At 35.0% G+C, this 25,564-nt stretch carries 25 protein-coding genes and 1 other annotated feature; of the genes, 20 read left to right on the top strand and 5 right to left on the bottom strand.

Annotated elements, in window-relative coordinates; all coding sequences use genetic code 11:
• The first annotated feature begins 9 nt into the window (after nucleotides 1–9).
• On the top strand, nucleotides 10–456 hold the full coding sequence (gene dtd / locus L866_RS0101085; RefSeq protein WP_025728318.1) for a D-aminoacyl-tRNA deacylase: 447 nt from the start codon (nucleotides 10–12) through the stop codon (nucleotides 454–456).
• Nucleotides 457–490: 34 nt separating this feature from the next.
• On the opposite strand, the gene L866_RS08940 is transcribed toward dtd, so the two are convergent.
• Nucleotides 491–1,813, bottom strand: a complete 1,323-nt coding sequence (locus L866_RS08940; RefSeq protein ID WP_025728317.1) for an N-acetylmuramoyl-L-alanine amidase family protein — start codon at nucleotides 1,811–1,813, stop codon at nucleotides 491–493.
• Nucleotides 1,814–2,144: 331 nt separating this feature from the next.
• Nucleotides 2,145–2,325: a binding site (T-box leader), on the top strand.
• 62 nt (nucleotides 2,326–2,387) lie between these two features.
• Here L866_RS08940 and hisS point away from each other — a divergent pair.
• The 3 genes from hisS to L866_RS0101065 all read left to right on the top strand — a co-directional run bounded on the left by hisS (nucleotide 2,388) and on the right by L866_RS0101065 (nucleotide 6,490).
• Nucleotides 2,388–3,707: a histidine--tRNA ligase gene (gene hisS, locus L866_RS0101075; protein ID WP_025728316.1), complete on the top strand. Its 1,320-nt coding sequence runs from the start codon at nucleotides 2,388–2,390 to the stop codon at nucleotides 3,705–3,707.
• Between the two features lie 45 nt (nucleotides 3,708–3,752).
• A complete protein-coding gene (aspS, locus tag L866_RS0101070; RefSeq protein ID WP_025728315.1) occupies nucleotides 3,753–5,510 on the top strand; it encodes an aspartate--tRNA ligase in 1,758 nt (585 codons plus the stop codon).
• 86 nt (nucleotides 5,511–5,596) lie between these two features.
• A complete protein-coding gene (locus tag L866_RS0101065; RefSeq protein ID WP_025728314.1) occupies nucleotides 5,597–6,490 on the top strand; it encodes a deoxyribonuclease IV in 894 nt (297 codons plus the stop codon).
• Here the strand turns inward: L866_RS0101065 and L866_RS0101060 are convergent.
• Entirely contained in the window at nucleotides 6,459–7,292 is an 834-nt protein-coding gene (locus L866_RS0101060; protein ID WP_025728312.1) for a pyruvate, water dikinase regulatory protein, read from the bottom strand. The genes L866_RS0101065 and L866_RS0101060 overlap by 32 nt on opposite strands.
• 148 nt (nucleotides 7,293–7,440) lie before the next feature.
• Here L866_RS0101060 and L866_RS0101055 point away from each other — a divergent pair, with 148 nt between their 5' ends.
• Nucleotides 7,441–7,869 carry a Fur family transcriptional regulator gene (locus L866_RS0101055; RefSeq protein WP_025728310.1) on the top strand — a complete coding sequence of 143 codons (429 nt, stop codon included), beginning with the start codon at nucleotides 7,441–7,443 and terminating at the stop codon, nucleotides 7,867–7,869.
• Between the two features lie 15 nt (nucleotides 7,870–7,884).
• Here the strand turns inward: L866_RS0101055 and L866_RS0101050 are convergent, their stop codons facing one another.
• The 3 genes from L866_RS0101050 to L866_RS0101040 form a co-directional block, all read right to left on the bottom strand.
• Nucleotides 7,885–8,991: a hypothetical protein gene (locus L866_RS0101050; protein WP_025728308.1), complete on the bottom strand. Its 1,107-nt coding sequence runs from the start codon at nucleotides 8,989–8,991 to the stop codon at nucleotides 7,885–7,887.
• A gap of 74 nt (nucleotides 8,992–9,065) precedes the next feature.
• A complete protein-coding gene (locus tag L866_RS0101045; RefSeq protein ID WP_025728306.1) occupies nucleotides 9,066–9,593 on the bottom strand; it encodes a biotin transporter BioY in 528 nt (175 codons plus the stop codon).
• 22 nt (nucleotides 9,594–9,615) lie between these two features.
• Complete coding sequence (locus tag L866_RS0101040) at nucleotides 9,616–10,590, bottom strand: biotin--[acetyl-CoA-carboxylase] ligase (RefSeq protein ID WP_025728305.1); 975 nt, start codon at nucleotides 10,588–10,590, stop codon at nucleotides 9,616–9,618.
• Between the two features lie 215 nt (nucleotides 10,591–10,805).
• On the opposite strand from L866_RS0101040, the gene L866_RS0101035 reads away from it, so the two are divergent.
• The 15 genes from L866_RS0101035 to L866_RS0100965 all read left to right on the top strand — a co-directional run bounded on the left by L866_RS0101035 (nucleotide 10,806) and on the right by L866_RS0100965 (nucleotide 25,559).
• Nucleotides 10,806–12,464 (top strand): phosphoenolpyruvate carboxykinase (ATP), encoded by a 1,659-nt coding sequence (locus L866_RS0101035; RefSeq protein WP_025728302.1) that lies wholly within the window; start codon nucleotides 10,806–10,808, stop codon nucleotides 12,462–12,464.
• 189 nt (nucleotides 12,465–12,653) lie between these two features.
• Complete coding sequence (gene rpsU, locus L866_RS0101030; RefSeq protein WP_022796477.1) at nucleotides 12,654–12,827, top strand: 30S ribosomal protein S21; 174 nt, start codon at nucleotides 12,654–12,656, stop codon at nucleotides 12,825–12,827.
• 168 nt (nucleotides 12,828–12,995) lie between these two features.
• The gene (locus L866_RS0101025) at nucleotides 12,996–13,439 is read left to right on the top strand and encodes a GatB/YqeY domain-containing protein (protein ID WP_025728297.1); all 444 of its coding nucleotides are present in this window, start codon (nucleotides 12,996–12,998) and stop codon (nucleotides 13,437–13,439) included.
• Nucleotides 13,440–13,469: 30 nt separating this feature from the next.
• Nucleotides 13,470–14,480 (top strand): PhoH family protein, encoded by a 1,011-nt coding sequence (locus L866_RS0101020; RefSeq protein ID WP_025728295.1) that lies wholly within the window; start codon nucleotides 13,470–13,472, stop codon nucleotides 14,478–14,480.
• A complete protein-coding gene (gene ybeY, locus L866_RS0101015) occupies nucleotides 14,480–14,956 on the top strand; it encodes an rRNA maturation RNase YbeY (RefSeq protein WP_025728293.1) in 477 nt (158 codons plus the stop codon). Before L866_RS0101020 ends, ybeY begins: the two co-directional genes overlap by 1 nt.
• Nucleotides 14,940–15,314: a diacylglycerol kinase family protein gene (locus tag L866_RS0101010; protein WP_025728291.1), complete on the top strand. Its 375-nt coding sequence runs from the start codon at nucleotides 14,940–14,942 to the stop codon at nucleotides 15,312–15,314. The genes ybeY and L866_RS0101010 overlap by 17 nt, the downstream gene beginning before the upstream one ends.
• An 8-nt stretch (nucleotides 15,315–15,322) precedes the next feature.
• Nucleotides 15,323–16,243: a GTPase Era gene (gene era, locus L866_RS0101005; RefSeq protein ID WP_025728289.1), complete on the top strand. Its 921-nt coding sequence runs from the start codon at nucleotides 15,323–15,325 to the stop codon at nucleotides 16,241–16,243.
• Nucleotides 16,244–16,254: 11 nt separating this feature from the next.
• A complete protein-coding gene (recO, locus tag L866_RS0101000; RefSeq protein ID WP_025728287.1) occupies nucleotides 16,255–17,043 on the top strand; it encodes a DNA repair protein RecO in 789 nt (262 codons plus the stop codon).
• Between the two features lie 221 nt (nucleotides 17,044–17,264).
• Nucleotides 17,265–17,504: a hypothetical protein gene (locus L866_RS0100995; RefSeq protein ID WP_025728285.1), complete on the top strand. Its 240-nt coding sequence runs from the start codon at nucleotides 17,265–17,267 to the stop codon at nucleotides 17,502–17,504.
• Nucleotides 17,505–17,523: 19 nt separating this feature from the next.
• A complete protein-coding gene (glyQ, locus tag L866_RS0100990) occupies nucleotides 17,524–18,420 on the top strand; it encodes a glycine--tRNA ligase subunit alpha (RefSeq protein WP_025728284.1) in 897 nt (298 codons plus the stop codon).
• Nucleotides 18,421–18,448: 28 nt separating this feature from the next.
• The gene (gene glyS, locus L866_RS0100985; RefSeq protein WP_025728282.1) at nucleotides 18,449–20,500 is read left to right on the top strand and encodes a glycine--tRNA ligase subunit beta; all 2,052 of its coding nucleotides are present in this window, start codon (nucleotides 18,449–18,451) and stop codon (nucleotides 20,498–20,500) included.
• Between the two features lie 12 nt (nucleotides 20,501–20,512).
• Entirely contained in the window at nucleotides 20,513–21,808 is a 1,296-nt protein-coding gene (gene obgE / locus L866_RS0100980) for a GTPase ObgE (RefSeq protein WP_025728280.1), read from the top strand.
• Between the two features lie 11 nt (nucleotides 21,809–21,819).
• Nucleotides 21,820–23,799: an acyltransferase family protein gene (locus L866_RS0100975; RefSeq protein ID WP_025728278.1), complete on the top strand. Its 1,980-nt coding sequence runs from the start codon at nucleotides 21,820–21,822 to the stop codon at nucleotides 23,797–23,799.
• A 36-nt stretch (nucleotides 23,800–23,835) separates the two neighbouring features.
• Nucleotides 23,836–24,765 (top strand): ribonuclease Z, encoded by a 930-nt coding sequence (gene rnz / locus L866_RS0100970; RefSeq protein ID WP_025728276.1) that lies wholly within the window; start codon nucleotides 23,836–23,838, stop codon nucleotides 24,763–24,765.
• 20 nt (nucleotides 24,766–24,785) lie between these two features.
• On the top strand, nucleotides 24,786–25,559 hold the full coding sequence (locus tag L866_RS0100965; RefSeq protein WP_025728274.1) for an SDR family NAD(P)-dependent oxidoreductase: 774 nt from the start codon (nucleotides 24,786–24,788) through the stop codon (nucleotides 25,557–25,559).
• Nucleotides 25,560–25,564: the final 5 nt, after the last annotated feature.

Below are 25,564 nucleotides of genomic sequence, written 5' to 3'. Positions count from 1 at the left end.
GGAGACAGTATGAAAGTCGTAATACAACGAGTAAAAGAAGCTTCAGTTTCAGTAGCTGATGAAGTGATTGGACAAATTGATGCGGGATACTTACTTTTAGTGGGTATTTCAGCAGAAGATTCAATGGATGATGTGACATATTGTGCTAGAAAGGTAAGTGGTATGCGTTTATTTGAAGATGAAGCAGGGTTAATGAACTTGTCAATTCATCAAATCAACGGACAAGTCTTATCGATTTCTCAATTCACTTTATTAGCAAAGACAAAAAAAGGAAATCGGCCAAGTTTTACTGCCGCAGCAGCACCGGATCAAGCGAACGAATTGTATGAAGCATTTAATCAATTATTACGTGAAGAACAATTGAAAGTAGCAACCGGCAAATTTGGAGCAGATATGCAAGTTTCATTAATAAATGACGGTCCAGTCACAATTATTTTAGATTCAAAAAACAAATAATAAAAGCAGCTCAATGTGAGCTGCTTTTTGCATATTATTTAAAGTATTGTTCGAAGCCTTTAAGTAGTTTATCAACAATTTCTTTACGTTCTGCTTTTTTACTAATTACTTTTACGTCTTTTTTGTTATTCATATAGCCAAGTTCAACTAAAATGCTAGGTTGTTTATTATCACGAAGAACTAGATAGTTACCAAAATGAGCCCCATTATTTCTTAACGTTAGCTGTCCTAATGACTGATTAATAGCCTGCGCTAAGTCCGAATCACTCTCATCATAAAAATAGGTTGTTGATCCGGTACTGTCGTTATCTTCTTGAGTGGAATCGAAATGAATACTAATAAATGCATCAGCTTTCTTTTCATGGCTAAACTGGGCACGATCAGCAAGTGATACAGAAGAATCATCTTCTCGTGTTAAATAGACCGTTGCACCTTTTTTTCTTAAAGCAGACGCCAACGCTAAACTAACATCCAATGTAAAATCTTTTTCATGCCAATTGGAATAATTACTTACTGCACCTGGATCTTCTCCACCATGACCTGGATCGATAACAATGGTCGCCTTTTTCAAACTTTTTGGGCGTTTAGTATCTTTATTTGGAGTCGAAAAATTCTTTTCAACATCTTTTTTTGGAATATATCCAGCAAAATCATCATTAATTCGAACGTAATAAAAATCTTCTTTCTCAGAGATGTATGGAAAAACCTGTTCTCTAGCCACTGATTCGATGGCGGGACTATCATAATCAGCTTTTGAATATAGAGCGGATTGATTGGCTTTCACAATGACTAAGTGATCAACTGGATCTTTAATTGTTTCTTTTATGTCTTTGGCGGATCCTTTTCTTATAGTGATTATATCCTTTTTAATATAGCCAATTCCTTCTTGATAGAGAATGCTGACCCATTGCTCGTCAATTGATTTAATAACAAACTCTTCATCTGGTTGAGCGATACCTAAAAGTTCACTCGTATCATCTGCTTGATTACGAATAGCTGCATTTTCTTTCTTTACAACTGCAAGTTGGGTATCTTTTTTCTTCTTTGTTACTTTCTTATTCATTGGTACTGGGGTTGATTGAGAGAGATAGCCTCGCTCGTTAGAATCAGTTAAAATATAAGACCAATTATTTGAGGACTCTAATACTTGAACTCGATCACCTTTTTTTAACATGGTAAGAACATTTGAAGAGGTTTCCTGTGATTCATAAACTGCCTGATGAGGAACATCAATTACTTTTCGATTGCTTGCGTTAAGCAGAAACGACAGTATAATGAAACAGAGGAGAAAGGTTACTGCGATAATTACGGAGTAAACTTTTGATTGTTTAATCCAATCAATAAAAGTCGTTTTCATATCGATCATCCTATTCCTGTCTATTATCTTTATACAAGATTGTCTTTATTGTAACAGGTTTTATAAAACGTTTTAATTTTTCTAATCTTCGTTATCTAATTGTAAACTTATTGTAATAATCATCGTAAAATATGAGAAAGTTATATCATGCTTAGTTAGGAATTAAAGAGCGTTTAGAAGTTTAAAAAAGCATTGAATAAAGCATGTTGACAATTTATATGCGCACATTTATAATCAAATGAAAATACTAATATTTCAGAACAATCATTTGATTTTTAAATAAAATTTCTGTACAATTTAGTTAATTACGTTTAAGAGAATATTAAAAAATATGTGATTTAAGACAAGTATTGTTTATTAATTTGGTAAAGAGAGATAGTGGTAGGTGCGAACTATTCCAATTAAAAAACAAGAAAACACTTAATAAACACACATCGGACCAACCGTTATCGGAAAAAGAGTTGTATATTACAACTAAATTAAGGTGGCACCACGATTAATTCGTCCTTAGCAAGTTATTTGCTAGGGGTCTTTTTTTATTCATGGGCTAGATTTGATCAAAAGAGGAGGAAATATTATGATAAAGCGTCCAAAAGGAACTCAAGATTTATCTGGTCGACAATTAAGTCGCATTCAAAAAGTTGAAGAAACAATCCGTATTATTATGAACGATTATCGATTTAATGAGGTAAGAACACCAGTTTTTGAATCATACGATTTATTTTCGCGTGGTGTTGGTAATGGGACAGATGTTGTTTCAAAAGAGATGTATGATTTCAATGATAAGGGTGATCGCCATTTAGCTTTACGTCCTGAGGGCACTGCATCAGTTGTTAGAGCATATATTGAAAATAAATGGTTTGGACCTGAATTTCCGAATCCTTTTAAAGCATACTATATTGGACCGATGTTCCGCTACGAACGCCCCCAAGCAGGTCGAATGCGTCAATTTCATCAATTAGGTTGTGAAGTTTTTGGTGCGGTCGATCCAAGTGTAGATGTTGAAGTGATTAGTTTAGCCATGGATTTATTCAGTGAACTAGGATTAAAACAATTAAAGTTATTAATTAATTCATTAGGTCAACCAGCTGACCGCCAAGCTTATCGTGAGGCGTTAATTAATTATTTAAAACCATTTGAGGCCGAATTAAGTAGTGATTCACAAAGACGTTATTTAGAAAATCCTTTACGCGTTTTAGATAGTAAAGATACAAAGGACCAAGAAATAGTTAAAAATGCGCCTAAAATGATTGATTTCTTAAGTGAAGGGTCTAGAAAACATTTTGACCGCGTGATTGAATTGCTTGAACTATTTGAAGTTCCATTTGAAATTGATCATCAATTAGTTCGTGGATTGGATTATTATCAAGATACGGTTTTTGAAATTGTGACTAATTCAAAAGAATTCGGCGCTAATACAACTATTTGTGGAGGTGGACGCTATGATGGCTTAGTAGAGTCACTGGGTGGACCATCAACTCCAGGAATTGGTTTTGCCGCTGGAATGGAACGTTTAATGATGCTATTAGATATTGAAGCGGTTGATTTGAATGAAGTGGAACCACTTGATGTCTATATAGCTAGTTTAGGTGAAGAAGCTGAAGAGACCGTGCTAAAACTAATGAATCAATTACGCCATCTCGGATATAGCGTCGATCGTGATTACTTAGGTCGAAAATTAAGAACTCAGTTTAAACAAGCCGAACGTCAACAAGCACAAGTTGTTGTAACTATTGGATCTGAAGAAGTCGAAAAACAAGAGGCTGTGTTTAAAGGTCAAAAAACGAAAAAAGAATTATCCATTCATTTAGATGATTTGGATGAATCATTCGACGCTTTATTCAATCAATTGACTTTAGATTCTTCAGTCATTGATGAATATTTTAAGGCATAAGATTAATTAGAATAAAATAAATTTATCGAGAAAAGGATGTTACGAATGAAAAAAAGGACATATTACAACGGCGAATTAAGAGAACAACATATTGGAGAAATTGTGACTGTAAATGGTTGGGTTCAATCTCGTCGTGACCATGGGGGATTAATCTTTGTCGATTTAAGAGACCGTACAGGATTAGTTCAATTAAAATTTGATGCAAGTTTAGTAAAAGACGATTTTGCGGCAGCTGAATCGATACGAAGTGAATACGTATTACAAGCAACAGGACGTGTATGTAGCAGAGGAGAAGGACTTGAAAATCCTCGCTTAGCAACAGGTGCTGTTGAAATTGAAGTGGAAGAATTAACTGTATTTAACAAAGCTAAAACTTCACCAATCTATATTGATGACGAACATCAAATGAGTGAAGAATTACGAATGAAATATCGTTATTTAGATTTAAGACGTCCATCAAAACAAAGAAACTTAATGTTACGTTCAAAAGTTACTCATGCGATTCGTCGCTTCTTAGATGGAGAAGGTTTTATCGATGTTGAAACACCATATTTAACACGTTCAACTCCAGAGGGTGCACGTGATTATTTAGTTCCGTCTCGTATTCACAGTGGAGAATTTTATGCTTTACCACAATCGCCACAAATATTTAAACAATTATTAATGGCTGGTGGATTAGATCGTTATTACCAAATTGTTCGTTGTTTCCGTGATGAAGATTTACGTGGTGATCGTCAGCCTGAATTTACACAAGTAGACTTAGAAACATCTTTCTTAACGATGGAAGAAATTCAAACTATTACAGAAGAATTATTGAAATATGTGGTTAAAGAATCACTTGGAAAAGACATTAAAGTTCCATTCAAACGGATGCCTTATGATGAGGCGATGGATCGTTTTGGTAGTGATAAGCCGGATGTACGTTTTGGCATGGAGTTAATCAACGTGTCGGATATTGTTGCTTCTAGCTCATTACAAGTATTTAAATCAGTCGTTGAAAATAATGGATTAGTAAAAGCGATTAATTTAAAAGGTTTAGCCGATGAATATAGTCGAAAAGATGCTGATCAATTAGCGACATTCGTTGCTAAATTCAAAGCTAAAGGATTAGCTTGGTTGAAAGTAGATGAAGAAGGTTTCAAAGGACCAATTGCTAAATTCTTAACGGATCAATCAGCAGACTTAGTAGAACGCTTAGATGCACAAGTGGGCGATATTATTTTCTTCTGTGCAGATCAAGCATCAGTTGTCCATCAATCATTGGGTGAGTTACGTGTTCATTTAGCTAAAAAACATCAATTAATTGATGAATCAGAATTAGCCTTCTTATGGATTGTGGACTGGCCAATGTTTGAATACGATGAAGATGCTGAACGATACGTTGCAGCACATCATCCATTTACTAAGCCAGTTAATGATGATCCAAAAGCTTTATTGGAAGCACCAGATGAAGCACGAGGCGCAGCTTATGACATCGTATTAAACGGATATGAAATTGGTGGTGGTTCATTACGTATTAATACCGTTGAAATGCAAGAAGCCATGTTTGAACGCATTGGTATGTCTAAAGAAGAATCACGTGGCCAATTTGGTTTCTTATTAGAAGCACTTGAATACGGGTTCCCACCTCATGGAGGAATTGCTTTAGGATTAGACCGTTTAGTAATGTTATTAGCAGGTGAACAAAATATTCGTGAAGTCATTGCATTCTCAAAAAATGGAAATGCAGTTGATCCATTGACAAATGCACCAAGTTTTGTAGATACGAAACAATTGAATGAATTACACTTAAAAACAAAATAATGAATTAAAATTGAATCCAGCTATGATAAATAGCTGGTTTTCTTTATAGTATTTAACGTTTATAGCAAAAGAACAGGAGAGAAGCCATGTTAAAAGTAGGATCACATGTATCAATGAAAGGGAAAGAAATGCTACTTGGAGCAGCCCAAGAAGCATTTCAATACGATGCAAATGTGTTTATGATTTATACTGGAGCACCACAGAACACGCGACGAAAAGCGATTGACGAGCTGAACATTGAAGCAGGACAACAATTTATGCAACAAAATGGTTTAATTGAAGTAGTCGTACATGCACCATATATTGTTAATTTAGCGAACACAACGAAACCTGGCTATAATGAATTTGCTAGAGAATTTTTACGTGAAGAAATTAGACGAGCTGAGGCGATAGGTGCGAAACAAATTGTACTTCATCCAGGTGCCCACGTAGGAGCCGGTGCACAAGTGGGGATTCAGCAAATTGTTGATAGTTTGAACGATATTTTACGACCTGATCAAACGGCTAAAATTTCATTAGAAACGATGTCGGGAAAAGGAACTGAAATTGGACGTACATTTGAAGAGTTGGCTCAAATTATTGAAGGGGTACATTTAGATGATAAACTATCGGTGACCTTTGACACTTGTCATGTGCATGATGCAGGGTATCAATTAGTGGATCAGTATGACGAGGTTTTTGAAGAATTTGATCGAGTTATTGGGTTAGAGCGTTTACAGGTATTGCATATCAATGATTCAAAAAATGTAGTAGGTGCGCATAAAGACCGTCATGAGAACTTAGGTTATGGAGAAATTGGCTTTAAAACTTTGAATCGGTTAGTTAATGATCCACGCTTTAAAGACGTTCCTAAAATATTAGAAACGCCTTGGATTGGTGAAGACAAGAAAAATCAAAAAGCACCATATTATTATGAAATTAAAATGCTACAACATCAAACATTTAATCCTAATTTACATGCGCATGTAATGGAAGTTTAACTTGATCAATGTAACTTAAAATAACGGCTGCGGATTCTTCAATTGAACGAGTGCTTGTGTTAATAATAACAGGACAATTTAAACGTTCATACAATGTTTTAGCATAGTCTAGTTCTTCGTGAATTCGTTCAATTGATGTATACGGTGATTCGCTAGATAATCCGTAACTACGCATGCGTTCTTCACGGTAATTCTTTAATACATCAACCGTAGTCGTCAATCCAATTAAACGACGTGGATCTACTTGGTATAATTCTTTAGGTACTGTGGCTTCAGGCATAATCGGTAAATTAGCGACACGTAAATTGCGATTAGCAAGGACCATAGATAACGGAGTTTTACTCGTTCTTGAAACACCTAGTAAAACAATATCAGCTTCAGGCAGTCCACTAGGATTTTTACCATCGTCGTTTGTTACCGTGTATTCAATAGCACCAATTCGGTCAAAGTAAGCATCAGTTAAATGGTGCTTAAGTCTTGGCGATCCGTTTTTTTGATTTTTTACTTTGCCATCAATGGCTTCTAGTAAAGGACCGAGTAAGTCGTGATGCCTTATTTGATAAGAATGGCAAATAGATTTAAAATGATCGCGCAAATCTTTTTTTATAAAGGCGTGAATAACTAAAACATGCTGTTCTTGGTATCGTTCTAGAATTCGATCAATTTGTTTATGAGTCGTAATAAATTGGTAAGGAATAACTTGCACATCGGTTTGTTGATAATGTTTCATTACTTCAATTAATAATGAGTCAATAATTTCACCAGATGTATCAGTTATTGCCACAAAAGTAAAATTAGGCATGAAAACACTCCTTTTTCTAAATGAATGGGCACATTTATAATAGTAGATCGATTTTCAATTGTAGTATAGCATATACCTATTTAAAAAAGTTGATATTTATTGAAATTAAGCATAATATAATAATGGTATTTCAAAGGAAGGTGATTGAATGTCCAAGGAATTAAATATTGAGTGGGCAATTGAGCGATTAAAAGAAGCAAATTATAAATATACGGATAAAAGAGAAGCATTAGTCCGTTATTTTGTTGATAAAGATCGCTATTTATCGGCTAAAGACGTTCAGGAATATATGAGTGAACAATTTCCTTCATTAAGTTTTGATACAATTTATCGTAATCTATACTTATTTACTGAATTGGGCGTGTTAGAGTCTACTGAATTAAATGGAGAAAAGTATTTTCATTTTGCATGTCGTTTAAGTGGACATCACCATCATCACTTTATTTGCAAAAATTGCGGTAAAATAAAAGCTTTAGATGTTTGCCCAATGTCAATTATGGGAGAACAGCTAGAAGGGTACAATGTCGAGACTCATCGTTTTGAAGTTTATGGCCTCTGTCCAGATTGTAAAAAGTAAAAAAGCAGTGGGAAATTATCCCTCTGCTTTTTGTTTTTTCATTAATTCATGAACGGATTGACCGTTAAATTCGGGTAAGTGTTTATGGCGAACGAGAATTTTTAAATCTTCTTCTAAAAGCTGTTTTTGTTCATCCGTCACTGAAACAAATTGCTCGACTAAATTAAATAGGGGCTCCACTGAAGGGATTGGGAAGTTTAATACTTGTTGAATTAAATGTTCTTCAAACCCTTTTGGTAAATTAGCTGAAGCTTCTTTCGTAATGTCTTTTAAGCGACGTAATAAACGTGAACTTGGTACGCGTAAAAAGACATTATTAGCAATTTGTAAAGCTTCTTGAATGGTATCAATGTGATAACGTTCAAACTTACTTTGTTGTTCTAACAATGCTTCTCTTTTTTCTGGTGAATTAAAGCGTTTAGAAACGAATAAATCATCCATATAACCGAAAACAGTAAATACTAAAGGCATTGTTCGTATCAATTCTAAAATATATTCAGCTTTTTCTTCAATAGTCAAATTAAACTGAATTAAGTAAGATTTAACCTCATCAGCTTTCATGATGCCATAAACCGTTATTAATTGATTCATTAAACTAACTAAAAGGACGTTGAATTCATTTGTATGACGGAAAATATCTTTTTCAGCCAAAGTGAATAACATTTCACTATAGGCTGGTCGAGCTTTAAAAATCGCGTCAAATTCAGATACTTTTTGAGACTCAATAATACCTGTTTGTGTAAGTATATCTAATACAGGTAAAATATCACTCCAAACTTGAGGTGGTACAGATTCTTTTGAAATAAAAGCATCATTGATAAATAATTGATTAATACGAGGATCTACAAAGCTAATTAACCATTTTAAATAGCGCGGACTATAATATTTATCATAATAAGTTGCTAATAATTTCTCTTTTGACCATTCATCACTGACAGGCATATTTAAAACGGCCATTACTTGCAATAATTGATTGGTATCATACTGTTCAATCAATTGATGTTTTTCTTTCAACTCCGGTAAATCATCTTCATTTGATAATTGACGCAATGCCTCAAAAGTATATCCTTCGGGCGCTTTGAAAGGTTCCATTAACTGTTCGTTCATTTCTTTTGATTTCATAATTTCCTCCTCTATTTGCTCTCTTTTATCATACCAAATATTTAGAAGAAATTAGGCTAAAATTGAAAAATCAATTAAAAAATTTGTTTAATACGTCTTAATCGATTATATAAAATAACAGAAACAATCCATTTTAAAATATCACCGGGTAAGAAAATGAAAAATCCAGCGTTTAACCAATGTAAAAGATTACCCTCTAAATGAAAAACATATTTTACCATATAAAACATGTACGGGAATCCAATCATGTATGGCGTCAATAATGCTATAAGAGATAATGGGACTAAATGTTTAACACTAAATGAAAATGAATATTTTTTCAAATAAGCAGCTAATAAAATATTTTGAAGAATAAAACCGATTAAAAAGCCGAAGCTAGGTGTAGTAAGGGGATTAGCGCCCATAATAACTTTTAGTAGTAAATGCACCGTCATAGCCAAGGCGCCAAACGGAGAAGGTAATAACATACCTGATAAATTAACACCTAACGTTTGCAAGGTAATTGGAACAGGTCCTACCGGAATCGAAATATATCCGAATAGAAAGGTTAGGGCAGCAAAAAGACTAGCTAAAATTAAATATTTTGTTGATGATGATTTCATATAATGTAAACTCCTATTTATTTTATTTTTTTAATAATTGCACTTCACCATAATATAATTTATCGCGAGTATGATTCTCGTCTTCTACGATTAAATTACCGCGTTGATCAATATCAACTGCAATGCCAGTATAAGTAGTACCATGTTTTGAATATTGAATGCGTTGCCCAATCAGAAAACAGGCAGCTTTATATTCTTTTAAAAACTGAAATGTATGATCGTTTTGAATAATGTCCCAAAAATGTTGCCAAATGGAAAGTACGAGATCCAATCGATTAAATGACTCGGGTAGTGATTCAGGAAATAGACTTCCAACAATATGAGATAATTCATTAGGCAGTTCCGGTAAGGGAAGGAGATTCAATCCAATTCCTAAAAAAACAGAATCAATCGTCCCACTTTCTAAATTCGTAGTTGCTTCAGTTAAAATGCCAGCTACTTTTTTTGAATGAAGAAATAAATCATTAACCCATTTGATGGATAAATCAATGTGATATAAAGACGTAATTGCACGTCTTACTGCGACGGCTGCTGCAGTTGTAATAAGTCCTGCATCGGTAAAATGAGGGAGCATTTTAAATGAAATGGTTAAATAAATGCCAGTTTGAGCAGGCGAAAGAAACTCTCGTTGATAACGACCACGCCCAGCTGTTTGTTCATTGGAAACAATAATTGAAGGGAAGTCTTGCTGGAACAAATGATTTTTAGCGTAAGAATTCGTTGAATCGATTGTTTCTGTGAACAAGACGTGATTAGGAATAACTTTCTGATTTTGAAACGCTAAACGTAATTGATCATCATGCAATAATGACGGATCAAATGATAAACGATACCCAGATTTAGCAATGGATTCAATAGGTAATTCTTCTTTTAATTGATTAATGACTTTCCATATAGCATTTCGACTAACATTAAGTTCACGCCCTAAATCTGCTCCAGAAATTACTTCATTTTGGTGTGTCAGAAAATAGGAACGTAAAGCTTCTTTTAATTGCATATCTTAACTCCTTTCTACAGTAATATGAATACAGTGTAATGAACTCTTATTCGTTGTGTCAACCGTTTTTCGAATAAAGGGTGACAAAGAACTTAAATAAACACAAAAAATACACACGAAACATATTTAAAAGCGCTTTCACTAAGTGGGTTAAAGTGTTATAATACAGATGTAATAAAACCAAGTAAATTATTTGAGAAAGGTTGGAATGTGATATGTCAACAGTTGAAACATTTAAAAATGAAGAAATTCGAGCAGAGCAACGTTATTTCTCACAACTTAAAACAGTTGTTGAAACAGCTTTTTATGGTAATAATGCAGTCGAAATTGAATCCATCAAACAAGCGTACCATTTGGCTAAAGAAGCACCAAATACAATTGTAATGGATCAACATGTGCAGTTTGCTGAAGAACTTGGTTTACCTAGTCAAGCACATATCCTAGTGCAAAATGGTGGAGCGGTAGTCGGACGGACGGCAGCAGCACGTCGAATTGTTGGACAAAATCCAAAAGAAGACGAAGTACTTGAAAAGATTATTCGCGAAGCAGCCTATCAAGGAAGCTTAAAGCCGTTTTATCGTGCAACAACGATTGTCGGATTAGACGAAGAATTTATGGTAAAAGCGCATATCACAATGCCACAAACTCAAATTAACAACTTATATAGTTGGCTACTTAACTTCCAAATTTACAATGCACAGTATTCAAAACGTTATAAAAATTCTGTTACATACGATGAAAATGATATTTATGTTTTCTTTGACCCAGATTGGCGTCACCCAGATTATCCAAATGGATTGGCATACTTTGATCCAGAACATAATGTTGCTATGATTTTAGGGTTAAATTATTTTGGTGAAATCAAAAAAGGTACTTTAACACTGGCGTGGGGAACAGCAGCCCGTAATGGTTTTTGTTCTTGTCATGGTGGATTGAAAATTTTCCGTGATGTCAATGAGCGGGATTATGTCGCTAGCTTCTTTGGTTTATCCGGATCAGGTAAATCTACCTTAACTCATGCTAAACATAATGATAAATATAATATCGAAGTATTGCATGATGATGCTTTTGTTATCAATTTAATCACAGGATCATCCGTTGCACTAGAACCTTCTTACTTTGATAAAACCAATGACTATCCAGTAGGTCATCGTGAGCAAAATTATTTTATGACCGTTCAAAACGTTGGAGTAACTAGAAATAAAGAGGGTGAACGAGTATTAGTCACCCAAGATATTCGTAATGGAAATGGTCGGACAGTGAAGTCGCGCTATGCAACGCCTAACCGTGTTGATCATATTACAGAACCGATTAATGCGATTTATTGGATTATGAAAGATGATTCACTTCCACCAGTTTTAAAAATCAATGATCCAGTTTTAGCAGCAACATTTGGTTGTACATTAGCAACAAAACGTTCAAGTGCTGAAAATATTATAGGCAAACAAGATGAGTTAGTCATTGAACCTTATGCTAATCCATTCCGTGTTTATCCATTAGTAGAAGATTATGAAAAATTTAAAGCGTTATTTGAAGAAAGACAAGTAGATTGTTATATAGTAAATACGGGATTCTTCTTAAATGATAAAGTAAAACCACATCATACACTTGGAATCATTGAAAGTAATGTTGAACAAACAGCGACTTATATGGATTTCCCATTATTAAAAGATGTACAATACGCTGAAATTGAAGATTTCCACATTCCAGTCGAAGACAATGCGTATCGGGTTAAATTAAGAAATCGTATGCAACGTCGTTTAGATTACGTATTAGAACACAATAAATTATATCCAAACCATCCGCTACCAGCAGAGGTAATTAGCTCATTACAAGAACTCATCAGAGAAATCGCTTCAACACTTGATGCATAGCAAAAAGCTAAATGGTTAAGGATTACAGCACACTAAAAAATTATCAAAAAATAAAAGGATATATTTGTAAAATGTAGTTGACGTATAGGAAAACATTTTGTAAACTATTAAAAGGACATTTTGTTTTAAATGATATATGTTAAGTCATTAGCAAATCGTTACTTAAAAGCTCGGAGGGAGGGAATTAACATGTCAAAAACAATTGTTCGCAAGAATGAGTCACTTGACGACGCTCTTCGCCGCTTTAAACGTAACGTGTCAAAATCTGGTACGTTGCAAGAAGCACGTAAACGTGAATTTTATGAAAAACCAAGTGTTCGTCGTAAGAAAAAATCTGAGGCAGCACGTAAACGTAAACATTAATCCACATGATTAGTGAGAAGCTGGGACTTTATGTTCCAGCTTTTTTGTTTCAAGTTTTTAGATTTATTTAAGTTGAATTCGTTCTATTGTAAATCCACCGAAAATAAAGGATAATAAGAGTATAGATTACCATCGATAAATGAGTAAGTTGAAGGAAGGAAGAGTTACATGAGCCTGATTGAACAATTGAATCAAGATATTAAAGCAGCAATGAAAAAAAGAGATAAGGAGACATTGAGTGTATTGCGTATGTTAAAAGCAGCTGTCCAAAACGCTGCAATTGACAAACAATCTGATTTATCTCAAGAAGAAGAAGTGACTATTATGTCGCGTGAATTAAAACAACGTCAAGATTCAAAAAGAGAATTTGAACAAGCAAGTCGTGAAGACTTAATTGAAAAAGTTCAATTTGAAATTGAAATTGTGAAACAATATTTACCACAACAATTGAGCGTTGAAGAAGTTAAAGCAGAATTAGAACGTTTAGTAGACGAATTAGGTATTACAAGTAAGAAAGAATTTGGCAAATTAATGGGAGAAGCAACAAAGCAAATGAAAGGCCAAGCAGAAGGGTCAGTCATTCGTGACATTGCAATGGAATTGTTGAATTAACTTGTAGTAAAAGAGAAGAGAGGTTATCATTTGCAAGAAAATAACGATCTGATTATTGAATTAAAACATCCTGAGCTATTACCAGTACTTTTAGGCCCAAATGATCGTCATTTAATTTTAATTGAACAAGCTTTTAAAGTAGAATTATTTACACGAGGAGAAACGATTACAGTATTGGGTGACGCATCAAAAACATCGATTATTCGTCGTTTACTTAATGAATTAGAAACTTTAATAGCGAGTGGTATAACATTAGCGCCGCAAGATATCGTGACAGCGATTAAAATGGCTGAAAAAAACACTTTGGATGCCTTTTTAAACTTGTACCGACAAGAAATTGGAAGAACGCATGAAAGACAGCCCATTCGTCCTAAAACAGCGGGACAACAAACATATATTAACGGAATTAGAAAACATGACTTAACAATAGGTGTTGGCCCAGCTGGAACCGGCAAGACGTTTTTAGCTGTTGTATTAGCGACAACTGCACTAAGACAAGGCGAAGTGAAAAAAATCATTTTAACCCGTCCAGCAGTTGAAGCTGGAGAAAATTTAGGTTTTCTACCAGGTGATTTGAAGGAAAAGGTCGATCCTTATTTGCGTCCACTATATGATGCGTTATATACGATTTATGGAATTGATCACACCGAGCGATTAATGGAACGAGGTGTCATTGAAATTGCCCCTCTTGCTTATATGCGTGGACGGACATTAAATGATGCGTTCATTATTTTAGATGAAGCTCAAAATACAACAACAGCTCAAATGCGGATGTTCCTGACACGACTAGGTTTTGGAAGTAAAATGGTTGTGAATGGAGACATTACACAGATTGATTTACCGGCTGGGCAAAAGAGCGGGTTAATTGATGCGTGGAATAAATTAGAGCATTTAAAACGAGTAAGTCGCATTAAATTATCAGCAGAAGATGTTATTCGTCATCCGTTAGTTGCGGATATTATTAATGCATATAGCCAACTTGAAAAAAAGAAACAACAAGTACCAACAAAAATGGATAAAGAAAGTGATGAGACAGAATAATGCAAATCGATTTTATGGATGAAATGAATTTATTAACAACTGAACAAGCTGACTTAATCCAAAATGTGTTAACTTTTGCCAGTGAAGAATTAAAGTTAAGTGATCGTTCAGAATGTTCAGTTACAATTGTGACAAATGAACGTATCCAAGAAATTAATGCAGAATACCGTGGAATAGATCGTCCAACAGATGTGATTAGTTTTGCGATGGATGATCCAGTCGAAGGCGAATTAATGATCGACTTTGACGATGAAGAATTGGATTTACCGCATCATTATGGCGATATTATTATTTCAATTGAACGAGCTAAAGAACAAGCTGAGGAGTACGGACATGGTTTATATCGTGAACTAGGATTTCTTGCTGTTCATGGATTTTTACACTTAATGGGCTACGATCATCAAACCCCTGAAGATGAAAAAGTAATGTTTGGGCTACAAAAGGAGCTTCTAAACGCTTATGGATTGGAAAAATAAAACGTTTCAAAAATCACTCGGGCATGCATGGGACGGATTAAAAATTGTTTGGCAGATGGAATCTAATTTCAGAAGGCAATTATTAGTTAGTGTTGTAGTTTTGCTGAGTGGTCTATTCTTTCAATTACATTGGATGGAGTGGATTGTACTAGTCTTTGCGATTGCCCTCGTACTATTAATGGAAATATGGAATACAACAGTTGAATATTTAACTGACTTAATAACAGATAATCATTATCATATTTTAGCTAAACGAGCTAAAGATGTCGCAGCAGGCGGTGTGGTATTAGCTAGTGTGATTGCTGTATTGGTCGGAATGATAATATTTTTACCTAAATTATTAAATGGCTTATTATAAAAAGGAGATTGAGCACACTGAAAACAAAAAAAGAGTTTCACTCAGGATTCGCTGCAATTGTCGGACGACCAAACGTTGGTAAATCAACGTTAATGAATCAAATGTTAGGACAAAAAGTAGCAATCATGTCAGATACAGCGCAAACAACTCGAAATAAAATTCAAGGTGTCTATACGGATGATGATGCGCAAATTATCTTTATTGACACACCAGGGATTCATAAACCAAAACATGAACTTGGTGAATTTATGAATAAAAGCGCATATAGCAGTTTAAAAGAAGTAGATATGGTTTGTTTAGTAATCAACGGAAATGAGAAATTAGGACCTGGAGATAAATTTATTATCGAAAAATTAAGTCAAATCAAAACACCTATTTTCTTGTTATTGAACAAAATTGATTTAATGACACCAGAAGAAGTTTTCGACACGGTAGAAGAATATCGTCACTTGTTAAACTTCAAAGAAATTATTCCAATTTCTGCTTTGAATGGTGCTAATTTATCTACATTCTTAGATTTACTGAAAAAGAATTTACCAGTTGGACCAATGTACTATCCAAAAGATCAAGTAACAGATCATCCCGAACGATTTGTCGTAAGTGAATTTATTCGCGAAAAAATCTTTTTAATGACACGTGATGAAGTGCCACATTCAGTGGCAGTGCAAGTCGAATCAATGAAAACAGATAGTAAAGATGTGGTTCACATTGAGGCAACAATTATGATTGATCGTGATAGCCAAAAAGGAATTATCATTGGTAAAGGCGGAAAAATGTTGAAACAAATTGGAACGGCCGCTCGTAAAGATATTGAACAATTATTAGGTAATCGTGTATTTCTTGATTTATGGGTGAAAGTTAAACCAAAATGGCGCGATCAAAAGAGTACATTAGAAAACTTAGGATATAGTCAAAAAGATTATAACTAGGAGGCAGTGGCGTGAGTGAATATTTTACCCCGTTTGAAGGAATTGTATTAACTAAAAGACAGTACCGCGAACACGATGCGCTCGTTAAAATATTTACTTCAGAATATGGCAAACGGATGTTTTTCATTCGTGGCCTTTCGAAACAGCCGAATCATCCACTGAAAAGTAGTTTAAATCCAGTTGTACACTCCCAATTTCTTGGGCGCATTAATCCGAGTGGTTTATCCTTTTTGAAAGATGCATCGGTTCAAAATAGCCGATTAAAGTTGCAAAATGATCCTATCAATTATGCATATGCCATTTACTTTATGGCACTTATTGATGCAGCTTTTGAAGATGGTGAAGTGCAACGTGAATTATTTGACGTCTTAGTTCAAGTGATGAATCATTTGGAAAAAGGATTAAGTCCTAATGCTTTGCAAATCCTACTTGAGACGCACGTCTTACCGTTTTTTGGTGTCGATCCAGATTGGATGACGTGTCAAATTACGGGAAAGAACGCTTTCCATGAGCCTTGTTATTTTTCGTATCAACCTTATGGAGTAATTTTAGTTGAAGCATATAACCATTTAAGACAAACGCATAAGAGTGTTCCAGGTCTATTATCCACGTCGCCGCAAGCTGTGGCATTGTGCCAACGGATGCGGTTGATAACGCCGAATAAACTTGGTCAAATGAATATAAAGGATGAAACGTTTCAAGCAGCTAAGCAATTATTGCATAATCTGTATAAAGATTATGCTGGAATTCATTTGAAGAGTTGGGACTACTTAGAAGATATGCTTAAATGGTTTAAATAGTCTAATTTTAATTGCATTTCTGGCACATGTGAATTAAAATGAAGGGGATTAGAAGCAGCGAGTTGGAAGGGTGAAAGCCAACAAATTTAAATGGCAAATTGTTTATACAATTAAATAACTACTGAAGTGCTGCAATAGCAGAAATAGGGTGGAACCGCGATGTAATCGTCCCTGTGCCAATTTTTTTGGCATGGGGTTTTTTTAGGTTAAGGAGGATAAATATGTTAAAAGAAGTGATTATTTTAAAAGAAAAATTCACGACGAATCAAATTCAAATTTTAAGTATGAGTCCCGTTTCGGTGGAAGTATTTGACGATAATGAGCCGGTAGAATCATTTGAAACAAATGCGAAACAAACGGTCTATTCATTTGAGACACCACTTGACTCTATTAAAGAAGTGGTGATTAAACCAATTCCAGGTGTTCAGTATAGTTTTTTACCAGCAATTAAAGCGTTATAAAGTGAGTGAGGGGAAGCAGATGAAACAAGTATTAACATTTCAAGAAATCATCCAACGTTTACAACAATTTTGGGGAAAACAAGGATGTTTACAATTACAAAGTTATGATGTAGAAAAAGGAGCGGGAACAATGAGCCCGTATACTTTCTTAAGAGCAATCGGTCCAGAACCATGGCGTGCATGTTATGTTGAACCAAGTCGTCGTCCGGCAGATGGACGATATGGTGAAAATCCTAACCGCTTGTTTCAACATCATCAATTTCAAGTGGTTATCAAACCATCTCCACTAGAAATCCAAGAGTTGTATTTACAAAGTTTAGTAGAATTAGGCATTGATCCTTTAGCGCACGATATTCGCTTTGTTGAAGATAACTGGGAAAATCCTTCTTTAGGATGTGCTGGTTTAGGCTGGGAAGTTTGGCTAGATGGAATGGAAGTGACTCAATTCACTTATTTCCAACAAGTCGGAGGTTTGACCGTTGATTCAGTAACAAGTGAATTAACATACGGATTAGAACGTTTAGCATCTTATATCCAAGGAGTAGATAATGTCTATGATATTATTTGGACAGATGGCGTGAAATATGGTGATATCTTTAAACAACCAGAACGCGAACATTCTGTCTACGCCTTTGAACTAAGTGATGAAACTAAATTATTAAAATGGTTTGATGAGTACGAAGAAGAAGCGCATCGTTTAATTGAAGCGAAGGCTGTGCATCCAGCATACGATTATGTTTTAAAATGTAGCCATACATTCAATTTATTAGACGCACGCGGAGTAGTTTCAGCGACCGATCGTCCAGCCTACTTAAAACGAATCCGTCAAATGGCTAAGGCAATCGCAGTTGCTTTCGTTGAAGAGCGTAAAGAATTAGGCTTCCCGTTGATTCACTCAATGGGCCACAACGAGTAAGTCATTGGAGAAGTAAAGGAGAGTCAAGATGAATAATTTTTTAATTGAATTAGGTTTGGAAGAAATGCCAGCGCGCACAATTATCCCCGCAATGAATGATTTAAAAGCAGGAGTAGCGCAATTTTTAAATGATGAACGTTTATCGTTTGAAGCGATCAAAGTTTATAGTACGCCTAGACGCTTAGCTGTTTTAGTATCAGGTTTAGCAGATCGTCAAACAACATTAGAACAAATCTCTCGAGGCCCAGCAAAGAAAAATGCTGTGGATGAAGCAGGTCAGTGGACAAAAGCGGCCATCGGTTTTTCTCGAGGTAAAGGTGCGGATTTAGCAGATTTATATATTGATCAAGTAAAAGACGTCGAGTATGTTTTCTTAAAACAAGTCATTGAAGGAAAACCAGCTCAAGATGTTTTACAATCCATTGGTACAGTATTTGAATCATTAAATTTCCCTGTATCAATGCGTTGGAGTGATTATGACTATCAATACATTCGTCCCGTTCATTGGATTGTTTCTTTATTAAATGAAGAAATTGTTCCCGTACAAATTTTTAATTTGACTGGAAGCAATCAATCACGAGGACACCGTTTCTTAGGTGAATCATTCCAAGTAAATAGTGCCGTTTCATATGTTGATCAATTGAAAGAACAATATGTCATTGTTGATTTAGATCAACGTCGTGAAATGATTAAAGAACAAATGCGTGATTTAGAAGCAACTCAGCAAATTGTGATTGCAAAAGATGATGAATTACTAGAAGAAGTAGCATCAATTGTGGAATACCCAAGTATTTTAATGGGTGACTTTGATCCGAAATACTTAGCAATCCCGGATGAAATTTTGATTACAACAATGAAAGGTCATCAACGTTACTTTGATGTGCATACACCAGCCGGCAAATTATTGCCCCATTTTGTAACTGTACGAAATGGTGATAACAAGCATATCGAAAACGTGAAAAAAGGAAATGAAAAAGTTTTAGTCGCTCGATTAGAGGATGCTTTGTTCTTCTACGAAGAAGATCAAAAACAAACAATCGATACATTTAACCAACGTTTGGCTCACTTAAATGTTCATCAAAAAGTGGGAACAATGGCTGAAAAAGAACAACGCGTTATTACAATTGGTCAACATTTGGGCCAATTAGTCGGTTTATCAGCGGACGAATTAGCACAATTAAAACGTGCAAGTGCTATTTATAAATTTGATTTAACCACTCAAACCGTTCAAGAATTACCTGAATTACAAGGAATTATTGGTGGCATTTATGCGAAATTAATGGGTGAATCAGATGAAGTTGCTACTGCAGTTCGCGAACAATATTTACCAGATGGGGCAGGTAGTCTTTTACCAAGTTCCGCAATAGCTAGTGTTCTTGCACTAAGTGATAAAATTGATCATCTTTTAGCATTCTTTAAAGTAGGCTTAATTCCAACTAGTTCAAATGATCCATTTGGTTTAAGACGTCAAGCAATTGGGATTATTCAAATCATTAAAAATGAAAATTGGACATTAAATTGGGAACAAGTTTTAAATGAGTTCATTGGCTTATACGATGGAATAAAGAGAGACGAACAATCAACCATTGCACTTGTGATTCAATTTATGAAAGATCGTTTAGCGCAAGGGTTGCTACGTGAAGGCTTCCGTGATGATATTGTCAAAGCTGCACTAGGCAATCAATTATTTGATTTCAATCGCATTCAAGACGTGACGAACCAATTAATGATAGCTTCGCAAGACGAAAGTTATAAAGCAACGATTGAAAACTTGAGTCGTGTGTTACGAATGCAGAAAGATCAAACAACGGATGGACAAATAGATGAAGCTCATTTCGAAACAGCAAGTGAAAAAGAGTTGTATCATCACGTATTGAATTGGAAAGAAACGTTAAAACAACGCTCAATTAGTTATGACGATTTAAAAACAATTGCACCGAAAATTGAGCAATTCTTCAATGATAATATGATTATGGTTGACGATGAAACAACCAGAAATAATCGTTTAACTTTATTAGGACAATTAGCGAATTATATTATGACATTTGCAGATGTAACAGAATTACAAGTGAAAAGATAAAGGGGGGATAGAATGGCTGTATTTTATGATCAAGCAAAAGTGTATGTAAAAGGTGGCAAAGGTGGCGATGGAATGGTGGCATTCCGTCGAGAAAAATATGTACCAGATGGTGGTCCAGCTGGTGGTGACGGTGGACGAGGTGGCGATGTTATTTTCTTCGTAGAAGAAGGTTTAAGAACATTACTCGATTTTCGTTACAAACGTCATTTTAAAGCAGATCCTGGTGAAAAAGGGATGAGTAAAAGTAAATACGGGCGAGGTGCCGAGGATTTAAGAATCGGTGTACCACCTGGAACATTGGTTCGTCATGCTGAAACAAAATTGTTATTAGCTGACTTAACAGAACCTAACCAAGAATACATAGTGGCACATGGCGGACGTGGTGGACGTGGTAACAAACGATTTGCAACTCACAAAAACCCAGCGCCTAGTATCGCAGAAAATGGCGAACCAGGCGAAGAATTAGAAGTGCTATTAGAATTGAAAGTTTTAGCCGATGTTGGATTAGTAGGATTTCCATCTGTTGGAAAATCGACTTTATTAGCCGTTTCATCAAGTGCTAAACCGAAAATTGCGGATTATCCATTTACGACATTAACACCTCAATTAGGAATGGTTAATTTATCCGAAAATCGTCAATTTGTATTAGCTGATTTACCTGGATTGATTGCAGGTGCTTCTGAAGGTGTTGGTTTAGGTATTCAATTTTTACGCCATATTGAACGGACACGTTTATTATTACATGTCATTGATATGGGTGGATTAGAAGGCCGTGATCCATTTGAAGATTACGAACAAATTAACCAAGAGCTTGAAAATTATCACTTACGTCTAATGGAACGTCCAATGTTGATAGTAGCAAACAAAATGGATATGCCAGAAGCTGCTGAACGATTGAAACAGTTCAAACAACGTTTCCAAGACAAATATGGTAAAGAGCCGTTAGTTTATGAGATTTCTGCACATAAACAAGAAGGTGTCAGCGAATTATTACAAGCATCGTTTGATATTCTTGAAGAAACAGAATTCTTCCCATTAAACGAAGAAGAAATTAATACATTCGAAACGTATACACTAGAAGATGAAAAACCATTTGAGTTAGAACGTTCAGAAGATGGCGTATACGTTTTAAGTGGTGCGAAAATCGAAAAATTATACTTAATGACGAATTTAGATCATGACGAAAGTGTACAACGTTTCAGTCGTCAAATGCGTAGTATGGGTGTTGATGATGCGTTACGTGAAGCAGGTGCGCAAGACGGAGACGCTGTGAGAATTAAAGATTTTGTGTTTGAATTTGTAGACTAAGAGGACAACTAATGATGAAAAATAATAATTTTAATCAGAGAGCGGATGCGTTAGACGGTATTCGAGTGCTGGCGATTATTAGTGTCATCCTCTATCACATTATGCCGTATATAGTATCTGGTGGATTTTTAGGTGTAGATATCTTTTTAATATTAGCTGGATATTTGCTCACAATAAAAATACGACAAGATTTGTCAGCGCAACGCTTTGAAATGGTCAAATATTTGAAACGACGTATAGGGCGATTGTACCGTCCCATGTTAACGACGATTATCGTCAGTTTAAGTTTTGTAACTTTATTCGTGCCAGACTTATTGATGAATAGTCGGTTGCACGTATTAGAGAGCTTAACTTTCACAACAAACTGGATGCAGATTATTCGAGGCGAATCCTATTTTGATATGTATTTGTCTCCAAATATTTATAATCATTTATGGTATGTCGCTTTATACATTCAATTAATCATTCTCTTGCCAATCATAATAACTGTATTTCAACGTTATGTGAAGCATCTAAAAGGGATAGCTTATCTACTGATGGGGTTAAGTGTTATTTCAGCTGTTTTGATGGGGATTTGGTTTCAACCAGGTATTGATCCTACTCGTGTTTATTACGGAACAGATACACGGGCCTTCTCCTTCTTAATGGGAGTCTTATTAGCTTATCTATGGCCATATAATCGTTTAAGAGAAGATATTACCACAAAACAAGCACAAGTCTTAAATGGCTTAAATATGTTGAGTTTACTTGTTGTTGGTTTGTTTATCTTTCATTTAAATGACAAGAGCCCTTGGACATACCGAGGTGGTATTTTTGTTTTTGATTTATTCAGTATGTTTTTGATTGCGATAACATTACATCATAAAACGATTTTAAATAAAATCTTCACTTTATCAGTTTTTAAACAATTAAGTAAACGAAGCTTTTATTATTATCTGTGGTATTTCCCGGTCATTACCATTTATGAGTTTCGATATAGCCAAATTATGCCGGGATTTTTCTGGCATGTTATGTCGCAACTTTTAATTATTTTTATATTAGGTGAAGTATTATATCAACTGTTCGAAAAACATTATTATCAAGGCTTTTTCTCAGTAGCATTTTGGAAAGAGTCAAAACAAGTTTTTCAAGAATGGCGACAAAATCAAACCATTCATACAAGAAAAATAGCGCAACTCTTTTTAATTGCGCTCCTTCCATTAATTGCAGGATGGGGATTAATGACCGCACCAAGTAAAGCGGCTAATTCTAATCACTCACCAAATGTGAATAAGCAATTAAATCGACAATCAGATAAACAAGTGAAACAGTCCGAAAAGAAAACGACTAAACAAAAAGATAAAATGGAATCAGATCAAGGAACACCTGAAAATCCAGAACCACTTGTCCCATCAGATGATCGAGAAGCAAGTGATGAATCAGACGACAAGAATAAAGAGATAAAACCAGCACTACCAATGTTTCCAGGATTAAGTAAAGCGGAACGAGCTTTTGCACAAGATTTAGATGTTACGTTTTATGGCGATTCAATTTTATTAGGGGTACAAGACAATTTACAAACCGTTTTCCAAAATAGTAATGTCAACGGCTTAGTTGGTCGTCAATTATATCAAAGTTATAATGAACTACAGCAAATGCTTCAAAGTGGACAAATTCAACATCAAATTGTTATCTTCTTAGGTACAAATGGAGGATTCTCAATTCAACAAGTTGAAAGCTTAATTGAACTATTAGATGGTCATGAAGTGGCCTTCGTTAATGCTAATGTGGACCGTTCATGGGAAACAGAAGTGAATAACGTGTATCAAGCGATTCATGAAAAATATCCAAAAGTTCAAATTATTGACTGGAAGTCATTCTCAAACGGTCAAACAGACTGGTTTGGTGATGATGGTGTTCATCCGAATGAATTAGGAAGAGAAAAAATGGTTCAATTAGTTGTTAAATCATTAAAAGCTTCCCATTCGTCCCACAAGAAATCAAATAAATAGAGTAGTGACACATGGTTCACATGAAAAGAGGTGTATATGGAACTAGTTTTTTTAGGTACAGGTGCAGGTGTACCCTCAAAAAGTCGGAATGTTTCAAGCATTGCGTTAAAACTTTTAGACGAGTTAAATGAAATATGGTTGTTTGATTGTGGTGAAGCAACTCAACATCAAATTTTACATACATCGATTCGACCAAGAAAAATTAAACGAATCTTTATTTCCCATATGCATGGCGATCATATATACGGACTGCCCGGGTTATTAGTATCTCGTCAGAATCAAGGTGGTCAAGACCCCATGACGATTTACGGACCAAAAGGAATTAAAGAGTTTGTGTTAACTAACTTACGTTTAAGTCATTCACGACTATCTTATGCGATTAAATTTGTAGAATTAGAAGATGATCAAACGATTATTGATGATGCTACATTTAAAGTGTCAGCTTATACCTTGGAACATGGTGTGAAAAGTTTTGGCTATCGAGTAGAAGAAAAAGATTCGATAGGTCATTTGCAAGCTGATCGATTAATCGCAGATGGATTGCCAGCTGGTCCTTTATTTGGACAACTGAAGCAAAAAGGTGAAGTGGAACACAATGGCAAATTGTATAAGCGGGACGACTATTTATCAGCGCCCGTTAAAGGACGAATTGTTGGTATTATTTTAGATACACGACGAACGGCTAAAAGAGAAAAGATTGCTAAAAATTGTGATGCTTTAATTCATGAAGCAACTTTTAAATCAGCTGATAAAGATTTAGCCTATAATTATTACCACTCAACAATTAATGATGCAGCAGAGTTAGCGAAATCCTGCCAAGTTAAACAACTTTACTTAACGCATATTAGTAGCCGCTATTTAGGTGAAGAATTGAAACAATTCATTCAAGAAGCGAAACATGCCTTTGCAGAAACTATTGTTGCAAGGGATTTAGATCATTTTGAAGTGATGATAAAAGACGATTAAAAGAAAGAAGAGGTGCTATTTTGAAAACAGCTTTAGTAACGGGAGCAAGCAGTGGCTTAGGAAAAGAAATTGCAACAATTTTAGCAATGGCAGGCTATCGATTAGTTATTGTTGGACGAAATGCAGATAGTTTGAATGACGTTAAGCAGCTAACCGATACATATAACCAACAATCAACGGAAATGATAATAGCCGACTTAAGTCAAAAAGAAGACGTTATGAAACTGGTAGAAAAAATAGAACAATTAGAGCAATTGGATGTAACAGTAAACTGTGCTGGTTATGGATTGTTCAAGCCATATGATGAACTAGATTATGATCAAACGGAGCAAATGTTCCGAGTAAATGTCTTTCAGCTAATGGCACTTTCACAAGCGAGTGCAAATAAAATGTTAAAACAACAATCAGGTCATATTATTAATGTGGCATCAATTGCTGGTAAAATAGCAACACCAAAAACTGCAGTGTATAGTGCAACGAAGAGTGCAGTGATTAGTTATTCAAATGCTTTACGTTTAGAATTAGCAGATTCTCCTGTGAAAGTATCAGTAATTAATCCTGGTCCAATTCAAACGAATTTCTTTAAAGTGGCTGATAATAGTGGCGAATATGAAAAAAGCGTTCAAATGATTATGTTAGACGCGACAAAATTAGCAAAAGAAAGTGTCCGTTTATTAACACATTATAAACGTGAATTAAACCGTCCATATATTATGCATGCAGCACACTTAATTTATACAGTATTTCCAACAGTTAGTGACTTTCTAACTGTCAAATTATTTAATAAGAAATAACAACA

The sequence above is a fragment of the Atopobacter phocae ATCC BAA-285 genome (assembly GCF_000526675.1).
GTDB classification, from domain to species: Bacteria; Bacillota; Bacilli; order Lactobacillales; family Aerococcaceae; genus Atopobacter; species Atopobacter phocae.
Note: the sequence above shows the minus strand (reverse complement) of the source record. Positions and strands in the feature narration are given on the sequence as shown.

What these genes read in the sequence shown, in the direction of transcription:
- L866_RS0101065 (WP_025728314.1), top strand. Translation starts at nt 5,597, where the DNA reads ATGTTAAAAGTAGGATCACATGTATCAATGAAAGGGAAAGAAATGCTA.
- rpsU (WP_022796477.1), top strand. Translation starts at nt 12,654, where the DNA reads ATGTCAAAAACAATTGTTCGCAAGAATGAGTCACTTGACGACGCTCTT.
- L866_RS0100975 (WP_025728278.1), top strand. Translation starts at nt 21,820, where the DNA reads ATGATGAAAAATAATAATTTTAATCAGAGAGCGGATGCGTTAGACGGT.
- L866_RS0101035 (WP_025728302.1), top strand. Translation starts at nt 10,806, where the DNA reads ATGTCAACAGTTGAAACATTTAAAAATGAAGAAATTCGAGCAGAGCAA.
- L866_RS0100995 (WP_025728285.1), top strand. Translation starts at nt 17,265, where the DNA reads ATGTTAAAAGAAGTGATTATTTTAAAAGAAAAATTCACGACGAATCAA.
- rnz (WP_025728276.1), top strand. Translation starts at nt 23,836, where the DNA reads ATGGAACTAGTTTTTTTAGGTACAGGTGCAGGTGTACCCTCAAAAAGT.
- aspS (WP_025728315.1), top strand. Translation starts at nt 3,753, where the DNA reads ATGAAAAAAAGGACATATTACAACGGCGAATTAAGAGAACAACATATT.
- L866_RS0101050 (WP_025728308.1), bottom strand. Translation starts at nt 8,991, where the DNA reads ATGAAATCAAAAGAAATGAACGAACAGTTAATGGAACCTTTCAAAGCG.
- glyS (WP_025728282.1), top strand. Translation starts at nt 18,449, where the DNA reads ATGAATAATTTTTTAATTGAATTAGGTTTGGAAGAAATGCCAGCGCGC.
- obgE (WP_025728280.1), top strand. Translation starts at nt 20,513, where the DNA reads ATGGCTGTATTTTATGATCAAGCAAAAGTGTATGTAAAAGGTGGCAAA.
- L866_RS0101010 (WP_025728291.1), top strand. Translation starts at nt 14,940, where the DNA reads ATGGATTGGAAAAATAAAACGTTTCAAAAATCACTCGGGCATGCATGG.
- L866_RS0101040 (WP_025728305.1), bottom strand. Translation starts at nt 10,590, where the DNA reads ATGCAATTAAAAGAAGCTTTACGTTCCTATTTTCTGACACACCAAAAT.
- L866_RS0101025 (WP_025728297.1), top strand. Translation starts at nt 12,996, where the DNA reads ATGAGCCTGATTGAACAATTGAATCAAGATATTAAAGCAGCAATGAAA.
- glyQ (WP_025728284.1), top strand. Translation starts at nt 17,524, where the DNA reads ATGAAACAAGTATTAACATTTCAAGAAATCATCCAACGTTTACAACAA.
- dtd (WP_025728318.1), top strand. Translation starts at nt 10, where the DNA reads ATGAAAGTCGTAATACAACGAGTAAAAGAAGCTTCAGTTTCAGTAGCT.
- L866_RS0101060 (WP_025728312.1), bottom strand. Translation starts at nt 7,292, where the DNA reads ATGCCTAATTTTACTTTTGTGGCAATAACTGATACATCTGGTGAAATT.
- L866_RS08940 (WP_025728317.1), bottom strand. Translation starts at nt 1,813, where the DNA reads ATGAAAACGACTTTTATTGATTGGATTAAACAATCAAAAGTTTACTCC.
- L866_RS0101045 (WP_025728306.1), bottom strand. Translation starts at nt 9,593, where the DNA reads ATGAAATCATCATCAACAAAATATTTAATTTTAGCTAGTCTTTTTGCT.
- L866_RS0101055 (WP_025728310.1), top strand. Translation starts at nt 7,441, where the DNA reads ATGTCCAAGGAATTAAATATTGAGTGGGCAATTGAGCGATTAAAAGAA.
- ybeY (WP_025728293.1), top strand. Translation starts at nt 14,480, where the DNA reads ATGCAAATCGATTTTATGGATGAAATGAATTTATTAACAACTGAACAA.